Annotated in this window: 19 protein-coding genes; 3 read left to right on the top strand and 16 right to left on the bottom strand. The window is 50.1% G+C overall.

Translation table 11 applies throughout. The features are described 5' to 3' along the window. The first annotated feature begins 277 nt into the window (after positions 1 to 277). The 3 genes from pgaC to JJU47_RS04275 are packed head-to-tail and all read left to right on the top strand — an operon-like array spanning position 278 to position 2807. Positions 278 to 1537 (top strand): poly-beta-1,6-N-acetyl-D-glucosamine synthase, encoded by a 1260-nt coding sequence (pgaC, locus tag JJU47_RS04285; protein ID WP_228616486.1) that lies wholly within the window; start codon positions 278 to 280, stop codon positions 1535 to 1537. Next, positions 1495 to 1959 carry a poly-beta-1,6-N-acetyl-D-glucosamine biosynthesis protein PgaD gene (gene pgaD, locus JJU47_RS04280; RefSeq protein WP_228616484.1) on the top strand — a complete coding sequence of 155 codons (465 nt, stop codon included), beginning with the start codon at positions 1495 to 1497 and terminating at the stop codon, positions 1957 to 1959. Before pgaC ends, pgaD begins: the two co-directional genes overlap by 43 nt. Continuing rightward, a complete protein-coding gene (locus tag JJU47_RS04275) occupies positions 1956 to 2807 on the top strand; it encodes a polysaccharide deacetylase family protein (RefSeq protein WP_228616482.1) in 852 nt (283 codons plus the stop codon). Before pgaD ends, JJU47_RS04275 begins: the two co-directional genes overlap by 4 nt. A gap of 21 nt (positions 2808 to 2828) precedes the next feature. On the opposite strand, the gene JJU47_RS04270 is transcribed toward JJU47_RS04275, so the two are convergent. The 16 genes from JJU47_RS04270 to JJU47_RS04195 all read right to left on the bottom strand — a co-directional run bounded on the left by JJU47_RS04270 (position 2829) and on the right by JJU47_RS04195 (position 19505). Next, positions 2829 to 3491 (bottom strand): sugar transferase, encoded by a 663-nt coding sequence (locus JJU47_RS04270; RefSeq protein ID WP_228616480.1) that lies wholly within the window; start codon positions 3489 to 3491, stop codon positions 2829 to 2831. Positions 3492 to 3503: 12 nt separating this feature from the next. Continuing rightward, positions 3504 to 4562 carry a dTDP-glucose 4,6-dehydratase gene (gene rfbB / locus JJU47_RS04265; protein WP_228616478.1) on the bottom strand — a complete coding sequence of 353 codons (1059 nt, stop codon included), beginning with the start codon at positions 4560 to 4562 and terminating at the stop codon, positions 3504 to 3506. Next, positions 4468 to 5439 (bottom strand): glucose-1-phosphate thymidylyltransferase RfbA, encoded by a 972-nt coding sequence (gene rfbA / locus JJU47_RS04260; protein WP_228616475.1) that lies wholly within the window; start codon positions 5437 to 5439, stop codon positions 4468 to 4470. The genes rfbB and rfbA overlap by 95 nt, the downstream gene beginning before the upstream one ends. After that, complete coding sequence (locus JJU47_RS04255; protein WP_228616473.1) at positions 5436 to 6611, bottom strand: DegT/DnrJ/EryC1/StrS family aminotransferase; 1176 nt, start codon at positions 6609 to 6611, stop codon at positions 5436 to 5438. The genes rfbA and JJU47_RS04255 overlap by 4 nt, the downstream gene beginning before the upstream one ends. Positions 6612 to 6621: 10 nt before the next feature. Continuing rightward, positions 6622 to 7338 carry a WbqC family protein gene (locus tag JJU47_RS04250; RefSeq protein ID WP_228616471.1) on the bottom strand — a complete coding sequence of 239 codons (717 nt, stop codon included), beginning with the start codon at positions 7336 to 7338 and terminating at the stop codon, positions 6622 to 6624. A 12-nt stretch (positions 7339 to 7350) separates the two neighbouring features. Beyond that, positions 7351 to 8481, bottom strand: coding sequence for a glycosyltransferase family 4 protein (locus JJU47_RS04245; protein ID WP_228616469.1), 1131 nt, complete (start codon positions 8479 to 8481; stop codon positions 7351 to 7353). A 3-nt stretch (positions 8482 to 8484) separates the two neighbouring features. Beyond that, positions 8485 to 9636: a non-hydrolyzing UDP-N-acetylglucosamine 2-epimerase gene (gene wecB / locus JJU47_RS04240; protein WP_228616467.1), complete on the bottom strand. Its 1152-nt coding sequence runs from the start codon at positions 9634 to 9636 to the stop codon at positions 8485 to 8487. Next, positions 9557 to 10744: a polysaccharide biosynthesis C-terminal domain-containing protein gene (locus tag JJU47_RS04235; protein WP_228616465.1), complete on the bottom strand. Its 1188-nt coding sequence runs from the start codon at positions 10742 to 10744 to the stop codon at positions 9557 to 9559. Before JJU47_RS04235 ends, wecB begins: the two co-directional genes overlap by 80 nt. After that, positions 10741 to 11766 carry a polysaccharide biosynthesis protein gene (locus tag JJU47_RS04230; RefSeq protein WP_228616463.1) on the bottom strand — a complete coding sequence of 342 codons (1026 nt, stop codon included), beginning with the start codon at positions 11764 to 11766 and terminating at the stop codon, positions 10741 to 10743. The genes JJU47_RS04235 and JJU47_RS04230 overlap by 4 nt, the downstream gene beginning before the upstream one ends. A 188-nt stretch (positions 11767 to 11954) precedes the next feature. Continuing rightward, positions 11955 to 13502, bottom strand: coding sequence for an oligosaccharide flippase family protein (locus JJU47_RS04225; RefSeq protein ID WP_228616461.1), 1548 nt, complete (start codon positions 13500 to 13502; stop codon positions 11955 to 11957). A 17-nt stretch (positions 13503 to 13519) separates the two neighbouring features. Next, entirely contained in the window at positions 13520 to 14581 is a 1062-nt protein-coding gene (locus JJU47_RS04220) for an EpsG family protein (RefSeq protein WP_228616459.1), read from the bottom strand. Between the two features lie 21 nt (positions 14582 to 14602). Next, positions 14603 to 15538, bottom strand: coding sequence for a glycosyltransferase family 2 protein (locus tag JJU47_RS04215; protein WP_228616457.1), 936 nt, complete (start codon positions 15536 to 15538; stop codon positions 14603 to 14605). Further along, positions 15481 to 16752: a glycosyltransferase gene (locus tag JJU47_RS04210; RefSeq protein WP_228616455.1), complete on the bottom strand. Its 1272-nt coding sequence runs from the start codon at positions 16750 to 16752 to the stop codon at positions 15481 to 15483. Before JJU47_RS04210 ends, JJU47_RS04215 begins: the two co-directional genes overlap by 58 nt. A 22-nt stretch (positions 16753 to 16774) precedes the next feature. After that, the gene (locus JJU47_RS04205) at positions 16775 to 17479 is read right to left on the bottom strand and encodes a CpsD/CapB family tyrosine-protein kinase (RefSeq protein WP_228616452.1); all 705 of its coding nucleotides are present in this window, start codon (positions 17477 to 17479) and stop codon (positions 16775 to 16777) included. Further along, a complete protein-coding gene (locus JJU47_RS04200; RefSeq protein ID WP_228616450.1) occupies positions 17442 to 18218 on the bottom strand; it encodes a YveK family protein in 777 nt (258 codons plus the stop codon). The genes JJU47_RS04205 and JJU47_RS04200 overlap by 38 nt, the downstream gene beginning before the upstream one ends. A 129-nt stretch (positions 18219 to 18347) precedes the next feature. After that, positions 18348 to 19505: a glycosyltransferase family 4 protein gene (locus JJU47_RS04195; protein WP_228616448.1), complete on the bottom strand. Its 1158-nt coding sequence runs from the start codon at positions 19503 to 19505 to the stop codon at positions 18348 to 18350. Positions 19506 to 19517: the final 12 nt, after the last annotated feature.

Here is a 19517-nt window from a genome sequence, read left to right as displayed (position 1 = left end):
CTTCATACGTGAAGGTTTCTGTCTTTTCCGCGTTCGAATGTTGGCTACATCCGGACAAGACCCATAGACACGACAATACAATCACGAGACATTGTTTCAAAAAGTATCACTCCTTATTTGCTCACTATTTCACAAATATAGTTATATCATAATGATTTGAAAAATACGAATAGAAGAATGAGTAATGTGCTCAATTATTTGAATAAAAAGGGAAAGGAAAACGATTCGATGGTATCATATTTTCATCGTTGCTTTTTAGAAAATCGGAGGGGTCATAATGCAGTTTTATTTATTAGAGTTCGCCCCATGGATTGAGCCAATTGCTCAGTTTGTGTTCTGGTACCCGTTCATGATGGCACTGTTTTGGATTTCAGGTGCGGTCTTATTCAGTTTCACACGAGAAAATGAAAAACCGCTCGATTTGAATGAGCGCGAATGGCCGCTTATCAGTATTCTCGTACCATGTTATAACGAACAAGATACAATTGAAGAGACAATCACTTATTTGGATCGACTCACTTACCCTCACCTTGAAATCATTGCCGTCAATGACGGGAGTTCAGATCGTACAGGGGAACTATTAATTGAGTTAGCGGAAAAACATGAGCGCCTTCGAGTCATCGATTGCCACGAAAATCGTGGGAAAGCAAATGCGCTCCATATGGCGGCCCATGCGGCACACTCGGAGTACTTGCTCTGTGTGGACTCTGACGCATTTTTAGCAGAAGAGGCTCCGTACCATCTCGTACGCCACTTCCTTGACAGAGGCGAACGCGTCGGCGCCGTAACTGGTAACCCGCGCATCCGAAATCGAGACACTTTACTTAGTCGCATGCAAATCGTGGAGTACGCATCCATCATCGGTTCAATCAAACGCACCCAACGTGTCATGGGGAAAATCATGACCGTATCCGGTGTCATCGTCATGTTTCGAAAAAAGGCGTTGCTCTCGGTCGGACTTTGGGATCGGGACATGATCACCGAAGATATCGCGGTATCGTGGAAGTTACAAAAAAAGTTTTGGGATATCCGCTATGAGCCACGGGCCATCTGTTGGATGCTGGTCCCAGAATCCCTTTCTGGCATTTGGAAACAACGTGTCCGGTGGTCCCAAGGCGGGCAAGAAGTCGTCCTTCGCCACTTCGATATTTTCAAAGATTGGCGTCAACGCCGTATTTGGCCTGTCTACTTTGAACAAGTCATCAGCGTATTGTGGGCGTATGCGTGGCTCCTCGTCACTATATATTTGATCGTGACCGCAGAAACGATTCAAGAAATGCTCGTTTGGTTCACGTACAACTCATTTGCTCTTGTGATGATTAGTCACATTCAATTACTCATCTCGCTTTGGAACGACGCTCGCTACGACAACGTGTTCCGCTACTACGTATGGGCCGCATGGTACCCGGTCATCTACTGGATGCTGAACACGTTCGTTGTCATCGCGGCAACACCTCGAGCCATCCGCTCAACCGTGAAAGGAGGGTACGCCACATGGAGTTCACCAGACCGAGGGACGCGACGGAGCAGTCTTTAACCGAAGGCGTCCTTGTTAAAACAAAACACTCCATCTTTCGAAAAATCTTTGATTTAGTGCTGACCATCATCTTTTGGGGGTATACGCTCGTCGTCACATGGTTTTTCCTCAGCGCGTTAATCGGTGTCAATGATCGCTACATCGCAACCGTGAAGACAGCCCTTAACGTCACAAATGCGGATATTCGCGGACTGCTCGCACTCGGCTTGATGGCACTCCTTGCGTCCGCACTTATCTTGTTCACGTGGCGAACATACAACAAAAAGCGATACGGTTCACTGAATCGGCGAAAGCCACCAACGCCGACAACGATCGAAGAATTGACCAGCTTAGGTTTGATGGACGAAGCCGATATTCAGCGACTTCAAACGGAAAAAGTCGTCGTCTTTACGGATAACCCAGTGAAAGAGTTACCAAAATGAGACGAGTGTTCAAATGGGTACTCGTCTTCTTGGTGGCGGTTAGTGTGACCTGGAAAGTGAACGACGTCGCCTCAAAGCGACCGTCGCTTCCTGACCCGACACAACTCACCGACAAAGGCACATGTGTTGGGTTAAGCTACCACCGAATCAAACGTCCCCACTTTTGGAACAAGACGATTGAGACGGTCACAGGCTCGGACGACTTGAAACGGTACAACGTTTATGCCGATGAGTTTGCAGAACAGATTCGCTGGATGAAACAACAAGACGCGCACTTTGCGACATTAGCCAACGTCACCGGTTACGTGAACGGCGAACCGATTCCAGATCGATGCGTCTGGATCTCGTTTGATGATGTCGATCATACGGTATACGAAAACGCGTTTCCCGTCTTAAAGCAAGAAGGTATCCCGTTCACCTTGTTCGTTATCACCAGACATGTCGGTGAATCGTTCCAAAATCTTCAACTTGCATCATGGGATGAATTACGAGAAATGAAAGAAAGCGGCCTTGCCGACTTTGGCTCTCACACTCATGATTTCCACTACATACAAGAAGGTCTCGCTACGTTCCGTGATCCAAATAATCACGAGGCGTTCGCAAAAGATTTACAGATGAGTCGCGACACGTTACAAACTGAGCTCGGCGTGACGACGACGGCGATTGCATACCCGTTCGGTGAGACGGATGACGCCGTGACGGCATTGATTGAACGAGCTGGTTATTCTGAGGCGTTCATTTTAAGTCCAAATCCGATCACAAACGAGAATTCGCCATTTTTTATCAATCGGTATTTGTTGGACAGTCATGTATTCGAAGGCTTCGTCAAACCGTACCTCGCGCGTTAGCAAAAAAGAAAGCAGCATCCTTCATTGGAAAGATGCCGCTTTCTTTTTTCGTGTTGATTTTGTTGGAGACGGCTCGAGAACCCGTTCGCCTGTGAACGGCTCCATCGTCGCAGCCGTCGAGGACGTGATTCCGTCCCGTCTTAACACTTTTCCGACCGTCAGCCAAATGATGTGCCAATCGTTTCGCCACGAGACGTGGTCGACGTATGTGACGTCTAGTTCAAAACGCTCGTTCCACGACAAGCGATTTCTTCCATTCACTTGGGCGAGACCGGTTAATCCGGGCCGCACCTCGTGTCGGCGTCGTTGCACCTCGTTGTAGAACGGCAAGTAGTCAACAAGGAGGGGACGTGGTCCGACGATGGCCAAGTCACCTTTCACGATATTCATCAGACTCGGCAATTCATCTAGACTCAACGAGCGTAACGTCTTACCGAAGCGCGTCAACCGCTGTTCGTCCGGTAACAACTCCCCATTCGCATCTCGCGCATTAGTCATCGTCCGAAATTTGTACAAATAGAAAATTTTGCCATCTTTCCCCGGTCGCGCTTGTCGAAACAGGATGGAAGGTCCAAGTTTGATTCGGACGAGGAGCGCGATGCCTAATAAGAGCGGGCTGAGGACGATGAGGGCGGTCGTTGCCAATAGAACGTCTTGCGGATGCTTGATATAGCGCGCATACATGCTGACTCCCTCCTATTCGACAGATGAGTACATCGCTTCGTAATACGATTGATACGCACCGGAGACAATCCGTTCGACCCATTCAGGATGACGAAGGTACCAATCAATCGTCTCCTCCATTCCTTTTTCAAACGAATATCGCGGCGTCCAGTCAAACTCGCGCGCCATCTTGCTCGCATCGATTGCGTAACGACGGTCATGCCCTGGGCGATCTTGAACGAATTGTATCAACGTTTCGGGACGGTCGAGCTTTTGCAAAATTAGCTTAACGAGCGCTAGATTTGTCTTCTCGTTATGGCCACCAATGTTATAGACGTCACCAAAACGTCCGCGTTGTCGGACGAGATCAATTGCCTCGCAGTGGTCATTGACATGAAGCCAGTCTCGAATTTGTTGTCCGTCCCCGTAGACTGGGAGCGACTTGCCAGCCAGACAGTTATGAATCATAAGCGGAATCAATTTTTCCGGGAATTGATACGGACCGTAGTTATTGCTGCAACGCGTCGTCTTAACCGGTAAGCCATACGTCTCATAATACGCGCGCACCAATAAATCCGAGCTAGCTTTTGATGCAGCGTACGGGCTATTCGGAGCAATCGGCGACGTCTCTGTGAAGAACCCTTCTGCGCCGAGTGAGCCATACACTTCGTCAGTCGAGACGTGAACAAAACAGACGCCTTCACGATAGTGCCGACTATGTTTATTCTTCGCATCTAGCTTCCAGTGCCACATCGCGGCGTCTAACAACACTTGCGTGCCAAGAACGTTCGTCGTCAAAAACACTTCCGGTTCCGTGATGCTCCGATCGACGTGGGACTCGGCCGCAAAGTGGACGACTTCGGTGACATCATACGTCTCGAACAAGCGACGGACAGCCTCCCGGTCCCGAATGTCGACTTTTTCGAAGTGATACAGTGCGTCTTCCGTAATTCCATCCAAATTTTCTAAGTTCCCGGCATATGTCAACGCGTCGACGTTAAGAATGCGGTACGTCGGATGTTTTTCCCGAAAGTGTCTTATGAAATTTGAACCGATGAACCCGGCTCCGCCAGTCACGAGTAACGTTCGCATCTGCTTCTTCCCCTTCCTTGACGAGTGATAGAAGATATTGTCCGTAATCCGTCATCTTCAGCGTCGCTCCAATGTCTGCGAGCTCATCACGGGTGATGAAGCCCCGGCGCCACGCAATCTCTTCTAAACAAGCGATGTAGTACCCTTGTCGCTCTTGGACAGTTTGAACGAAGATGGATGCTTTAATCATCCCTTCTGGCGTACCTGTATCAAGCCATGCCATGCCTCGGCCGAACAAGACAACGTTCAATTCGCCCCGTTCGAGGTACATGTTGTTGATGGACGTAATCTCAAGCTCGCCACGAGGGGATGGAGTGACGGCTTTCGCAAACTCGACAACTTGATTGTCATAGAAGTAGAGGCCCGGCACCGCGTAGTTCGATTTCGGGACCGCCGGCTTCTCTTCAATTGAAACGACGCGATGTTTATCGTCAAACTCGACAACGCCGAATGCCCGAGCGTCTTTCACCGGATAACCGAAGATAGTCGCGCCATGCTCGTTTTGCTTCGCATGTTGAAGGAATCGAGTCAAGTCCGGTCCATAGAAGACGTTATCCCCGAGAATCAAGCAAACCGAGTCGTCACCGATAAAGCCGGCACCCAGAATGAATGCATCAGCGAGGCCGACCGGTTTCGTTTGGACTTGGTATGTGATTTGAATACCAAGCTGGTGGCCATCACCGAACAACCGTTCATAGCCAGCGATATCTTTTGGGGTCGAGATGAGTAAGATTTCTCGAATGCCAGCTAACATGAGGACAGACATCGGATAATAGATGAGTGGCTTATCATAAATCGGTAATAACTGTTTTGAGACGGCTTTCGTCATCGGATAAAGCCTCGTCCCGTTCCCACCTGCTAAAATGATTCCTTTCATGTCGTCACTCCTCTCGTTACAACTTCACAAATTCGATGCACGTCTTCGTCACTCAACTCCGGATAGAGAGGGAGTGTCAATACGCGGGCAGCAATGTGTCTCGCGACCGGTGTGGCACGGCTCGCGAACCGATTCTCGTTCCACGTATAATCGGTCACGAGCGGATAGAAGTACTTCCGGCTATAAATACCTTCTCGTTCAAGTAGCGCATGGACGTGATCGCGAAGGTTAACAGTACCCGTAAACACAATCGGATAATAAGAATGGTTCGTCTCGACACCAGACTGCCGGGACAACAGGCGAACGCCCTTGACTGATTCCAACAATCGATCGTACATTTCCCGCACATGTCTGCGCCGGTTTATCACGTCGTCGATATGACGAAGGTTACAAATGCCCATAGCAGCTTGAAATTCGTTCATCTTAGCGTTACCGCCCGGTTCTTGTACTGTTTCTGGTCCCGTGATCCCGAAGTTTTTCAAGCGATTGAAGCGTCCTTTCAATTCGGTGTCGTTGAACGTCAGCGCCCCTCCTTCAATCGTGTGAAACACTTTTGTCGCATGGAAGCTAAACATCGAGACATCACCGTACGTGCCAATCCCACGTCCATTCACAGTCACTCCAAATGCATGCGCGGCGTCATAAATCACTTTTAAGTTGTGACTCTTCGCAATCCTTTCAATCGCCTCGACATCGCATACGTTGCCATACACGTGGACCGGCAGAATCGCCGATGTCTTTGTCGTGATCAACCGTTCGAGTTTCGTGGCGTCGAGCGTGTAATCGTCGGCGCGGATATCGCCATAGACAGGCGTCAAACCTTTTCGAATCAATGCATGGCTCGTCGAGGCGAACGTGAACGGGGTCGTGATGACTTCGCCCGTCAAGCCGAGCGCTTCAATCGCAGCTTCAAGTGCTAAATGCCCGTTCGTGAACAACGCGACGTTTTTAACACGTAAGTAGTCTTGCAACGAGGCCTCTAACTGTTGATGTTTCGATCCATTATTCGTCAACCATCGGGTCTCCCAGATGTCCTGTATTTCAGCCGTGTACTCTTCAAACGTCGGCATAACGGACTTTGTGACCGCAATGACGTTTGAGACGAGTTTTGGTTTCGGACGTTGACAGGGACCCGGGAGCGCGGTCGACTGGATATCGGCAATGTGTAGCATAGGACACCTCCTAGGTGACTTGGCGATTCGAGATGAGCTCATATCGGTCGAGCATCAGCTGCATTTCTTCTTTCGAACAGTGCATCATCAAATCAATGATGGACAAGTATGGCTCGAACTCGTCCGTCCCTTGATCGTACGGCGCGATGTCAGTGTCGATGAAAGAGAGTCGGATCCCTTTCTGTTCAAACGCATCGGCGTCGTAAAGCGCTCGGCCATTGATGGCGTTAATATAATCGGTCGCACCGAGCGCCTGACAGATGGCGAGGACGCGGTCTTGTCCTTTTAGCGTTTTACCGATAGCTAAATCGGAAGAACGGACGAATGTCGTCTGAATCCCTAACGACCGAGCGATGGTTTCAAGGCTATGTGCTAAGTACCGACTGACGTTTCGGTCCTCATACCGAAGGACTGGTTCAAGTAGCGGCATAACGCGTTCAAACTGTGGCGCGCGCCTGTAACCGTGGTAGAGATGCTTGAGTTGATGACGGGTCACGTCCTCGATGTTCGCCCGTTCATGTTCGAGGATGAGACGATTTTGACTCATTTTTTCAACCGACATTGTCAGCGGATGCTTATGCCCATCCACTAAGATATAGTTACGATGAATCCAGCCTTTTTTAATGAAGTGGACATCATCGTATATAACGAACGTGTCGACGGCGTGAATGAGCTGGTAATACCCGATATACGGAAAAAAATAAGGTTGCATGATTGCGACTTTCATGACCATCCTCCTTCATAGGATGAGTTTTTTCTCCCGCAACGTGTCGTAGTACCCTTTCGCCGTCACGTCGTTCCGATGAAATTTAACAAGTTCGCGTGACAGTTGACCATGTTCGATGAGTCGCTCAGGATGCTTCAAATATTGTTCAATACTCGCCTCGATCGACTCGACCGTCACATCACAGAAGTAACAATTCTCTTCACTGACCGAATGATGGGCGACGTTGTTAATTTGATTGCTGATGACGACCCCCATCCCAGAAGCACGTGCCTCGATGATTGTCCCGTTCCCGTTAGAATACGTTGCCGGGAGAATCAGGATATCAGCCTGTTCGTAAACACGCGGCATCTCGTCCCACGCTTTGATTTCATCTAAGAAGTGAACGTGTTCGAGGTTGTGTGTCTTGATGTATGCCTTACATTCCTCTAACAGCTGACCGGAATGATTTAAATAGAGTTCGAGTGAATAGCGTTTTGATAAGTTGCGATACGCCTCTAAGACGAGGAGGGGTTGGTAACGTTCGACGAGCCGATTGGCGAATAACAGCTTGAACGTGTCTCCCGGTTCTTTATGGCGTAAGGCATGATCGAAATATGCGTCGATGTCTTGCGCGTACGTCGCGTGCACGACTTTTTCAGAATCGAATTGGAGCTCGGTCTTAAACTGATCGACAGCAACGGTACCCATCCCGAAGTAGAGGTCCGCATCCTTGAACATCCAGTGGAGCAGCTTCGTCTTCGTCGGATTGTCTTGTCGGTTCATCAGCAAAGTCGAGGGGTCATCATCATTTTGAAGCGGTCGTAGCGGTTCGCTCATGATGACGACTTTCATCCCAAGTCGTTTGGCAAGCTTCGTCAGAACCGCATGACCTGGCATAAATCCACCGAGGAGTAAAATATCCGGTTTGAAACGAATGAGTTCCGGGATGAGTCCGAGCGAGAGATAACTCAGTTTCGGGAATCGTTTCGAGTATGGCAACACTTTACATCGGTCACCGAGCGGGATTTTCCACCAATCAGGCCGATTGCTGTCGAGATGTTCGTAAAACCAAAACTCGGCTTCAAAATACTCTTCCAGCGCGTAGCAAAGCTTCACTTGATACGGGGAGGCAATGTTACTAATAAAGACCAGCTTTTGTTTCATCGCTCAACTCTCCTTTACGGTCTGACGTGGGTCACGTGTTCCTTTCCATACCTCGCGCCGAATGTAGTCGGTGTAAGAGATGAGGATACGGACGACTTTATCGGAAACGTTCGGCATGCTGTAGTCACTGACGATTCGGGGGTGCGGTTGCTCCATCAAGACGGAGAGGCCTTGTAAGATTCGCTCTTTGTGCAGGCCGACCATGAGTACCGCCCCCTCTTCCATCGCTTCAGGACGTTCATGTGTCTCGCGGATATTTAAACCGCGTAAGCCGAGAATCGACGACTCTTCACTGATTGTTCCACTGTCGCTTAACACCGCTTTGGCATGAAGTTGTAAATGGTTGTAATCGATGAATCCGAGCGGTTTCAACAGACGAACGCGCGGGTGGAACGTGACGCTCAGCTCGTTGATCCGCTTCATCGTCCGGGGATGAGTACTGACGATGACCGGTAGCTCATACTTTGCTGCAATCGCGTTCAAACTATCGACGAGGGCGAGGAACGCTTCATCTGAATTAACGTTCTCTTCACGGTGGGCTGAGACGAGAAAATAATGCTCAGGTGCCAACTCGAGCCGCTCTAAGACGTCAGACCGTTCAATCGCTTCTCGTTTTGAAGCGAGGACTTCGTACATCGGACTCCCCGTCTTAATGATCCGCTCGGCCGGTAACCCTTCACGAAGCAAATATTCTCTGGCGATGTCGCTATACGTTAAATTCACGTCTGCTGTATGATCGACGATTTTTCGGTTAATCTCTTCAGGGACACGTTGATCGAAGCAACGATTTCCGGCTTCCATGTGGAAGATTGGAATCTTCCGCCGTTTCGCCGCGATGGCACAAAGACATGAATTCGTGTCGCCAAGAATCAAGACGGCATCAGGACGTTCAGTCTCGAGCACCGGATCAACTCGAATGAGAATGTTGCCAATCGTCTCGACGGGTGTTCCCGTGGCAGCGTCCAAGAAGTAATCCGGTTTACGAAGATCGAAGTCATTAAAGAACACTTCGTTCAGTTCGTAATCATAATTCTGGCCAGTGTGGACAAGTATGTGATCAATGGCTTCGGACTGTTCAAGTTTGTGGATGACGGCCGATAATCTGATGATTTCGGGCCGTGTCCCGACGATGGTCATCACTTTCAGACGTTTCATTTTGCACCTCCATGAAAATTGTGTCCGGGTTGGCTGCATCGAAAGCTTCATTCACCCACATGACCGTCACGAGGTCTGTCGTGCCGACATTCTCAATGTGGTGCGTATAGCCGACCGGGATGTCGACGACGCGCATCATGTCACCGGTGACATAGTAACTGATCACTTCATCTGTACCGACCTTTCGAAATCGAATAATAGCTTCCCCACTGACGACCAAAAACTTCTCGTTTTTCGTATGGTGCCAGTGATTCCCTTTCGTGATGCCAGGCTTTGCGACATTAATTGAAACTTGGCCGCGATCCGGCGTTCGAATAAACTCGGTGAACGACCCTCGCTTATCCTCATGCATCGTCAAGTCATAAGCGAAATGATCGACCGGTAAATAACTGAGATACGTGCTGTACAGCCGTTTCGTGAAAGAGTCCTCTAATTGAGGTACGGCAAGCGTCTTTCGGCTTTCTCGGAACGACAGGAGCAGTTCGGCGATTCGACCGAGTGAGACGGGCGGATGTGTCGAGACTTCTTGAAACGGCGCGTCTAGCTCACCGGGTGTGTCAAGTAGGGCAACAAGCGAGGCGAGCACGTCATCGATGTATGCCAGTTCCATCAAGCGGTCTGGCTCATGAATATCGAGCGGTAAGTTGCGCGCGACACGGTCACAAAACGTGGCGACAACGCTGTTATAACCTGGGCGTCCCCACTTCCCGAACAAGTTCGGGAAACGATACAAATAAATCCGTCGCCCCGTCGTCATCTGTTCGCGCATTAACAGCTCTTCGGCCATCCGCTTACTATTTCCGTACGGGTTGTCTTGTGTCGCCTGGATCGACGACGCAAACATGATTGGAGACAGGTTTTCAGCTTTCGTCAGCATATCGACGAGCTGTTTCGTGAACGTGACGTTTCCTTCGACGAACTCTGCTTCTTGCTCGGTCCGGTTAATACCGGCTAGATGGTAGACGAAGTCCGTCTGTTCGCAATACGCTGCTAACACATCCGTCGGCGTGTCTCGTGTGCAGCACAGCAACTCGTGATTTGTCCCTTGTAGCGTTGCCACTAAGTTTTTCCCGACGAACCCGTTCGCTCCGGTGATCAAGATGTTCATGACACCTTCACCCAGCTCGCGAGTTCTTCGCGAATGTACGGTAACGTCAACAAGAGTTGCTTCACTTGTTCGACGTTTAACTGTTCCGTGTTGGCGGAATTATATTCACCCTCGACCGTCAATTGTTTGCTCCCCTCGTTAAAATACTTGTCGTAGTTCAAGTCACGCGTATCGGCCGGGACCCGGTAAAACCCGCCCATGTCTTCCGCGACGACGTTTTCTTCGCGTGTCAGTAACGTCTCATACGCTTTCTCACCGTGCCGTGTCCCGATGACTTTGATCGGGTTAGAGGCATGGAAGAGTTCAAGTAGCGCTTGAGCGAGGACACCAATTGTTGAAGCGGGTGATTTTTGGACCATGATATCGCCGGCATGTGCATGCTTGAAGGCGAAGACGACAAGTTCGACCGCGTCTTCTAAGCTCATCAAGAAGCGTGTCATGAACGGATCGGTGACGGTAAGTGGCTCTCCTCGTTTGATTTGTTCGACGAAGAGCGGGATGACCGAGCCACGCGATGCCATAACGTTGCCGTAACGTGTGCCACAGATGAGCGTCTGATTCGGCGCGACTGCTTTCGCCTTGGCGACGAACACTTTCTCCATCATCGCTTTCGAGATGCCCATCGCGTTGATCGGATAGGCCGCCTTATCAGTCGAGAGACAAATCACTTTCTTCACGTTCTGCTCGATTGCCGCATTGAGCACGTTGTCTGTGCCGAGCACGTTCGTCTTGACCGCTTCGAGCGGGAAGAACTCACAAGACGGAACTTGTTTCAGTGCCGCCGCGTGGAAGACGTAGTCGACGCCGTACATGGCGTTTCGGACACTATTGATGTCTCGGACGTCCCCGATGTAAAACTTGAGCTTGTCGTCGTGATACAGTTTGCGCATGTCATCTTGCTTTTTCTCATCTCGGGAGAAGATGCGAATCTCTTTAATATCCGTCTTCAAAAAGCGCTGCATGACGGCGTTTCCGAACGACCCGGTCCCACCTGTGATGAGTAACGTTTTATCTTTGAACATAGCCAATTCTCTCCTTTTCATGATGTCTCCGAGCTGCGTAAGGTGATGGATGAACGAATTGGAATTCTAAGAAATAAGGATGATACTACGGTGATACCCGACTCGACTGAAAATAGGAAGGATATGTGTATCATTTTTTTGAAAGATGGTCGGTTCCACATTTCCCTATGATTGGAAAAGACATCCGCTCAGGATGTCTTTGAGACGCGCCGTACGACACTGAGTACCAACTGCTTTTCGCTCTCCCTAAAAGTGAAGAGCCAAAGAAACGCTGCGTACAGTGCACCCATCACGAGTGCTTTTAGTAAGAAGGCGAACAGCGAATCGACCGGGAAGTACGTTTGCATCAAGACGCCGACGATCGCCAAGAAGAAGAAGGCAGGCGCCGTCTTCACGTGACAAGCTAGAAAGAAACGCCACATGTTCAGGTTCAACACTTTCATATAGACGATATTCATGAAGATGACGGTCCCTACCACGTTCCCAATCAAGATGGCGACGGCGGCCCCGACCGCCCCGTATTGCGGTGACAAGATGAGCGACAACGTCACGCTGACCGTCGCGACGATGAGTGAGGCGAAGGCGCGAAACTTGATTTGATTGACGGCGATAAGTGTCGTGTAGGCAATCTCTTGGGTTAAGGTGATAAAACCTGGCACAATCAACAACAGCGCAATCAAGTACGACGTCTTGAACGCGTCCCCGACCCAAAGCCGGATGAATTCTTGCCCCATCGTCATGAACCCGACGATAATCAATCCGACGATGAACAGTTGAATCCGACCGACACGGATCAGCAAATCTTCAAGCGCGTCATGCCGATTGTTCGTCGTCATGCGCGTCACTTTCGGAAGGAAGAGCGACCCGATGGCCGAGGCGATTGTCCAAACATATCCTTCGATGACCATCCCAATCGAGAACAATGCAATCGAGGCACTACCGGCAACGGCACCAAGAATCGTTGGTGTGATGTTTAAGATGAACCGTTGTGCCAAGGCGATAATCGTCGTCCAAGAGGAGAATGAGAAGATGTCACGATACATAGCCCCACTTTGATAGAGCCATTCAACGACCGTGTCTGTCTTTTTAAATAAATACAGTCCTTTTCCGACGATGATGGCGAGCCCGACGATCGCATTGACGAAGACGAGCGCGTAAAGACCGAATCCGAGCAAGAGCGCCCCGACCATCATTAGCACCGTCAACACTTTCTCCGATAAGTTGAACCAATTTAAGACGACAAAGCGCTCGTTGGCGACAAAAATTCCATTGAACGGTTTCGTCGGGAACAAGACGACGATATAAAATCCGACCATGATGTAGAGCACTTTCAGTGTCTCGACCTCCGCTGGCGACAGACTCGCATAAATGGTCTCAATCATGACGTAGACGCCAATCAAGACGCACGCAATCAATCCGGCGATGCCGAGGAACAACTTGAACGCCACACCGAGAAACTTGGCCGCCCCGTCACGATCACCGAGGGCATAATACTTCGATAAGAAGCGAGAGACGGCCGCCTCGAGTCCGAAATCGAGCGCGAACATGCTGACGAGCGAGATGGAGAGCATATATAAGCCATAACTCGCCTGACCAATCTCCGCAATCATCCATGGGGTATAGAGCAGACCGGCCAAGACGTTAAATCCGATGGCGACATACGACATGAGCGCTCCGATTTTAATTTGACGAGAACTTTTCGCTTCGTCGACTTCGAGTTGAACTTTCGTCGCCACGTGACTCCCCTCCCTCATTATTGTTGCCAAAAGAATTGATATACCGGCTGATAACGGGCGAACAACAATACGAGCATCGTGACCGCCGTGTAATAGACGAGTAACCGTTCACGTTGATCAAATGAACGAATCAGCTCAGGGATGAGGAGCATGATGAAAATGGAGAAGTATTGGACGACTCGCATCATCGATGGATTGATGAACGTGAGTGGTAGAAAACAGAGCGCCAAGAGCAGCGCGTTCAAATAGTGCGTCACGTTCGGGTTGGCGGCAATCATTTGTTCACGTCGCCAAATCGCGACTCCTGTGATAGCGAGGAGCATGAGCGAAAAGTTAAGTGTCCCCGCCCCCGCGTAATACTCATACTCGTCGTACCCGCTAATCATCCGGAACAACTCGAATAGTTGAATCCGGAACACGAACAGAAATGGGATCAAGGCGCCCATGAACAATAAATAGCGCGTCGTAATCGTTTTGGTCGCCAAGAAATAAAACGGGATGAACACGAGTGCCGATTTATGGATCGTCGCAGCAAGGAGGACGACCGCGAGGAAAGGCCAAAAGCGGCGCTGTTGAATGAAATAATAGCCAATCAAGACGGCGATCGCCGTCGCCAACGTTTGCCGGATGCCGGTAATCGCGAAGAAGGCATAAAATAAAGTCGAGAAGATGATGAAGCTAAGTAGCGGCTCGGTCGAGTTTCGGTATATCCAAACGCCGAACGGGACGAGGAAGAGGATGGCGACAATCAAGAGATACCATTGATAGTTGTCCGTCATGAGTTGGGTCGTCTTTTGCAAGATATAGTAGCCCGGATCACGTCCTTCGACATCGCCGAATAAAATCGCAACGAAATTCTCACCTAGACGATTCCATGAGATCGCTTTCGTCTCATCAAACATCCATTTATATTGCAGCGTATCAGCGCCGACACTCACATGACGAAAGCCTGAGAGGACAATCCATTGAAGCGTGGCGATGCTGACAAAGAGCGCCTTTCCATGTCGAATCCCATCATCGCGCAATAGGAGAAACGCCCAGGCGATGAGTAGCATCATATTGATTAAGTAAATCACCATACGATTTCCCCCTCTCTTCATTCAGCGATAACGAAGATTCATGACCCCACGATAAGCCGTAATGAGGCGATGATAGACATCTGACGATAAGCGCCAGCGGTACTGTTCAACTTTCGTCACGTAGCGCTCTCCATGAAAACGCGCGAACAGTTCTTCTTGGGCGACACGGTCCGTCGAGCGATAGAGGGCACGGAACGTGGTCCGTAGGTGGTGACGGGACGGTTTTTCCTCACTCGTCAGACGCGTCAACAACCGTTCGAAAAAACGGGCCGTCTCAAGCGGCGCCAATTCAGCTATCCGTTTCGTCTGTTGTTTGGCGTGGACACGGGATAAGACGTGCTGATCTGTCGTGACCAAAAACGTGTACCCAGCAAGCGTCATATCAACCCAGCACATCCAATCTTGAATGTAGCGATAAGATGTCGGGAAACCACCGACGTCTTCGAGCGCTTTCCGTGGAATGAGGAGCGCACATCCACTTAGACATGCGTCTAGCAAAAGGTGGTCAAACATCTCCACGCTCGTGAAGGTCCCTTTCACGCGCTTTCGTGGCCGATGAATCGGGCGTCCTTCTCCATCAATCAAGCCGGTCCCACACGATAGGACAGTCGTCGAAGCCTGAGTCCCGAGTCGTTCGATTTGTTCGACTTGTGTTGCAACCTTCTCCGGTAAATACAAGTCGTCATGGCTGAGCCAGGAGAACCAGTCCCCGTTCATTTCACGAATCCCGAGGTTGAGTGCGGTCGATACACCCCCATTTGGTTTTTCGAAGTAGCGGATCTGGTCTCCGAATCGTTTCGCGATGGCTGCCGTCGCCCCGCCGTCGGTCGACCCGTCGTTGACGACGAGCACTTCCGTATGTTCATACGTTTGGGCGAGCGCGCTATGAATCGTTTCTTCTAAATAGTCTGATCCGTTGTAAACGGGGATGATGATGGAGACGAGTGGACGCGCCATTGTGAATCCCTTCCTTTCGTTTCCTGAAGCTGCTCATAGACGGTCAAGTAATCGGTCACCCGATCTTTCATTTGAAACGTTGCTTTCGCATATGTGACACATGACTCCTTAAACGCCTCACTTCCGATTTGGCGAATCGACGTCACCGCCTGAATCAACGCATCGAAATCGTGCGGGGTGACCACACGGCCACAACGGTCCGGGACGAGCTCTGGGTTGGCGGTCGCGTCATAGACGATGGCCGGTGTGCCAGAAGCGAGTGCTTCCACTGTCACTTTTCCAAACGACTCCTCTTCGGATAAATTTAAGAAGACGTCGGCGAGCGCGTAATAAGTGGCGAGTTCCTCGACGTCTGTCGTCGCCGGAACAGATCGAATGTTATTTGGTATGGATTGGTTCGGCATCGCCCCGACAAGGAGAATTTGGTCATTTGGCAAGCGTTTCGCGAGGTCAATCCAGTCAGCTAACCCTTTCGTGTCATCCCACGAACTGGCGACTCCCAAGAGAATGAAAGCGTCGTCCAATCCCATCTTTCTTCTCAGTGGAGATGTGTCGCGAGGATAAAAAATGTTGGGATCGACCCAATTATAAATGCGACGTAAAATCGTGGCGCGCTGTAAAAAGGAGAACCTTGCCTCAATCGTGATCCAATCTGAGACCCCGATGACGGCGAGACGGGGAATCGCTTCGAACCAACGTTTTTTGTCTTGCCACATCTCAGCCGTTCGGTCAAAAAAACAACTAGGGTTGTCTTGCTTTAGTTGAGGACACGTACCACACCCATCTAACCAGCGGTCGCAACCGGCCCGAGTGTAATGCGTGCACTTCCCGGTATAAAACCAACAGTCGTGAAGCGTCAACACCGTCGGTACGTCGTTGGCCGCCAACCACGTGAGTAACGTCTCCAAATGAATATAGTTTGAGTGTAAATTGTGTAAATGCACGACGTCCGGTCGGAATTGCTCCATGAAACGAACGAGATCTTCCGTAGCCGCTTTGGAAAAATATCCTTGCTTTCCACTCATCCGAGAAAGGAGGGCGTGCCGTTTTTGGTCGGCTTGTGAGCCAATTCGATAGCCGAGTCCGGTGTCAGGTCCCGTGGCATAGGCGACCACACTTTCATGCCCTTGGCTGCGTGCCACTTCCGACATTTCTTTACAGATTCGACCCGTACTCTTCTGTTCATGAATCGCGTTGATGTGCAAGATCTGCATGTCTCACATCCTCCTTTCCGCATCACCCATGAGCGTAGCTATAGTAAGAATCGGTACTGGTGCGTTCCCGGCGGTTCATGACGAGACCGAGGACGTTCGCACCGGACAAGACAAGTTGTTCTTTCGCCTGCAAGACGAGATCTCGATTCGAGTTGTCACAGCCAATGACAAGAATGGTTCCGTCTGCCTCGCTCGCAAGTAGCCGACTGTCTGCCACGTGCATGAGCGGCGGGGCATCCAAAATGACGAGGTCATACATACCTTTCACGTCATTTAAAACTTGCCGCATCATCGGCGAAGCCAACAGTTCTGACGGGTTCGGTGGAATTGGGCCGGCTGATAAAATGTGTAACTTTGGTACTTGGGTCGACTGAATCGCTCGCTCTAATGAAGACCGTTTAGCCAGTACCGTCGATAATCCTTGTGTGCCGACCAGTTGGAACGTCAGATGAATCGTCGGTTTACGCATATCGCAATCCATCAATAGGACGCGCTTTCCGAGTTGGGCATAGACGATCGCGAGGTTCGATGCCGTCGTTGATTTCCCTTCTCCAGGAGAGGCGGACGTCACGACAATCGTCTTCAGTTCTGCTCCGAGCGCAGTAAATTGTAGGTTCGTCCGGATGGTCCGATACTGTTCCGCGATCGGTGATTTCGGATTCGTCAGCGTAATCAAATGGCGCTCTGTATCACGAAGACTGTCGGGTTTCTTTGGTAGGTGGAACATGCGGCTCATCTCCTTTCGGTGGGATGTTTGAATCTTTTTTTGGCTTTACCACTTTCGGTTTCATGTCCCGCTTCTCGATGACCGGAACCGATCCGATGACGGGGAGTGATAACAATCGCATTGCCTCCGCCTCGTTATGGACCCGTTTATCGAACGTGAAACGGACGAGCGCGAGCGCGCCGCCGATAATGAACCCTGCGATGACACCGAGCGCAGTGTTCACCACGACGTTAGGGGAGACCGGTCCTTCCGGTACTTGCGCTTCCGACAAAATGCGAACGTTATCAATATTCATCAACTCGGGAATTTCTGTAGCGAACACGTTTGTGATGACGTTGGCGATTTCCGCGGCGACGGCAGCATCCGTATGCTCGACGACGATGTTGATGACTTGCGAGTCTTCTTCGCTCTCAACGAGTAGAATTTCACTAATATCGGCCGGAGCTTCCGGCACCCGTTCCTGTACTTCGTTTAAGATAGCCGGACTGCGCATGATGACGCGATACGTGTTGATCAAAGATAGCGAAGATGAGATTTGAGCACTATCGACTACGTTCGTGCCAGCCTCCTGTTTCGGGACGATGAGAATTTGTGTCGATGCCTCGTACGTCGGTTCCACAATCGAGTGGCTCACATAATAAGCGGCACCCCCGCCTATTAAAATGGTTAATGCAATCAGCCATTTGCTCTTTTTGAAAATGTCGAAAATCTCGGTCAATAACATCGTTTGACTTTTCACGTGTTAACCCTCCTTTAAATGAACCAGTATCCTCGAACGAGCGTAGCGAGGCGGGCTAGCTCTGTCTTACTCCTTACCCTGACCTTTATGCGAATCGGAAAGATAAACCGACCATTTTTTCATGAACTATCATGTCGCCTTGAATTGACCGAACTCCGAATAGATGCGTCGCATCTCTTCTTTCGAGCGCCCAACGTCAAACGCTTTTACCAACTCACTGTTGTGGAGTCCCATTTGGTGAGACAAATCAAAATCCAGTTGCATCGTCCGAATCGCTTTGGCGAACCCTGCGACATCAATCGGCGCTCGTTTATAGCCGGTGACCCCTTCAATGGAATAATCGTTAATCCCGTGAACGTTTGATGTGATGAGTGGGAGACCGGCCGCCATCGCTTCAAGCGCTGCCATTCCTAACCCTTCACGTTTCGATGGAAAAACAAAACAGTCTGCCGCCTTCATCACTTCGATGACGTCATCTCGGTAACCGAGTAATTGGACTTGGCCGGTCAAACCGAGTTCACGGACAAGCCGTTCGAGCTGGGCTCGATAGGCACCCGTCCCGGCAATCCAATACCGAAGCGTCGGTTCTTGCAAGGCAGCGATTGCCCGAATAATTGTCTCGTGGTTTTTATTTTCATTCAGCTCCCCGACAGACAATAAGACGAAATCGGTATCGGCATCGACCCCGAGTTTGCGACGTTTCGATTGGCGGTCAATCGTCACCGCTTCGATTCGTTTCGTATCGACACCGATACCTGGGATTCGATACGTGTGGGACGTCTTGAACGACTGGGCCCGTTGATAGTCCTCTTCATTGATGGTGATGATTGTATCCGTGAAGCGGGCGAGCGTTCGTTCAATCGGATAGTAAAGCATCCAATTGAGGGAAGGGCTACCTTTAAAGAAGTGGAACCCGTGCGCCGTGTACATGCATGGCGTATGCGTCTGTCGCGAAACAAGTCGACCGATCACGCCGCCAATCGGTGAATGGCAATGAATGAAGTCGTAGCGTTGTTTCGTCATGATTGCTTTCAACTGTTGATACGCGCGGACATGTCCATTCATCTTCTTAATGTCGCGCTCGAAATCGATTTGAAAGAGCGTCACCCCTTGTCGCGTTAAATCACTTCGAATCTGTTCGATTTTATCTTTCGAGTACATACTGCCCCACTCAAAATTTGTGGCGACGTGAACGTCATAGCCCATCTCCTGTAACAAACGAATATTGTCGCGATTGAAACTTTCAATCATCGACACGACCGAAGCCACCATCAGCATCCGTTTCATCATCTATCCCTC

The organism is Exiguobacterium sp., from assembly GCF_020832205.1.
GTDB lineage: Bacteria > Bacillota > Bacilli > Exiguobacteriales > Exiguobacteriaceae > Exiguobacterium.
Note: the sequence above shows the minus strand (reverse complement) of the source record. Positions and strands in the feature narration are given on the sequence as shown.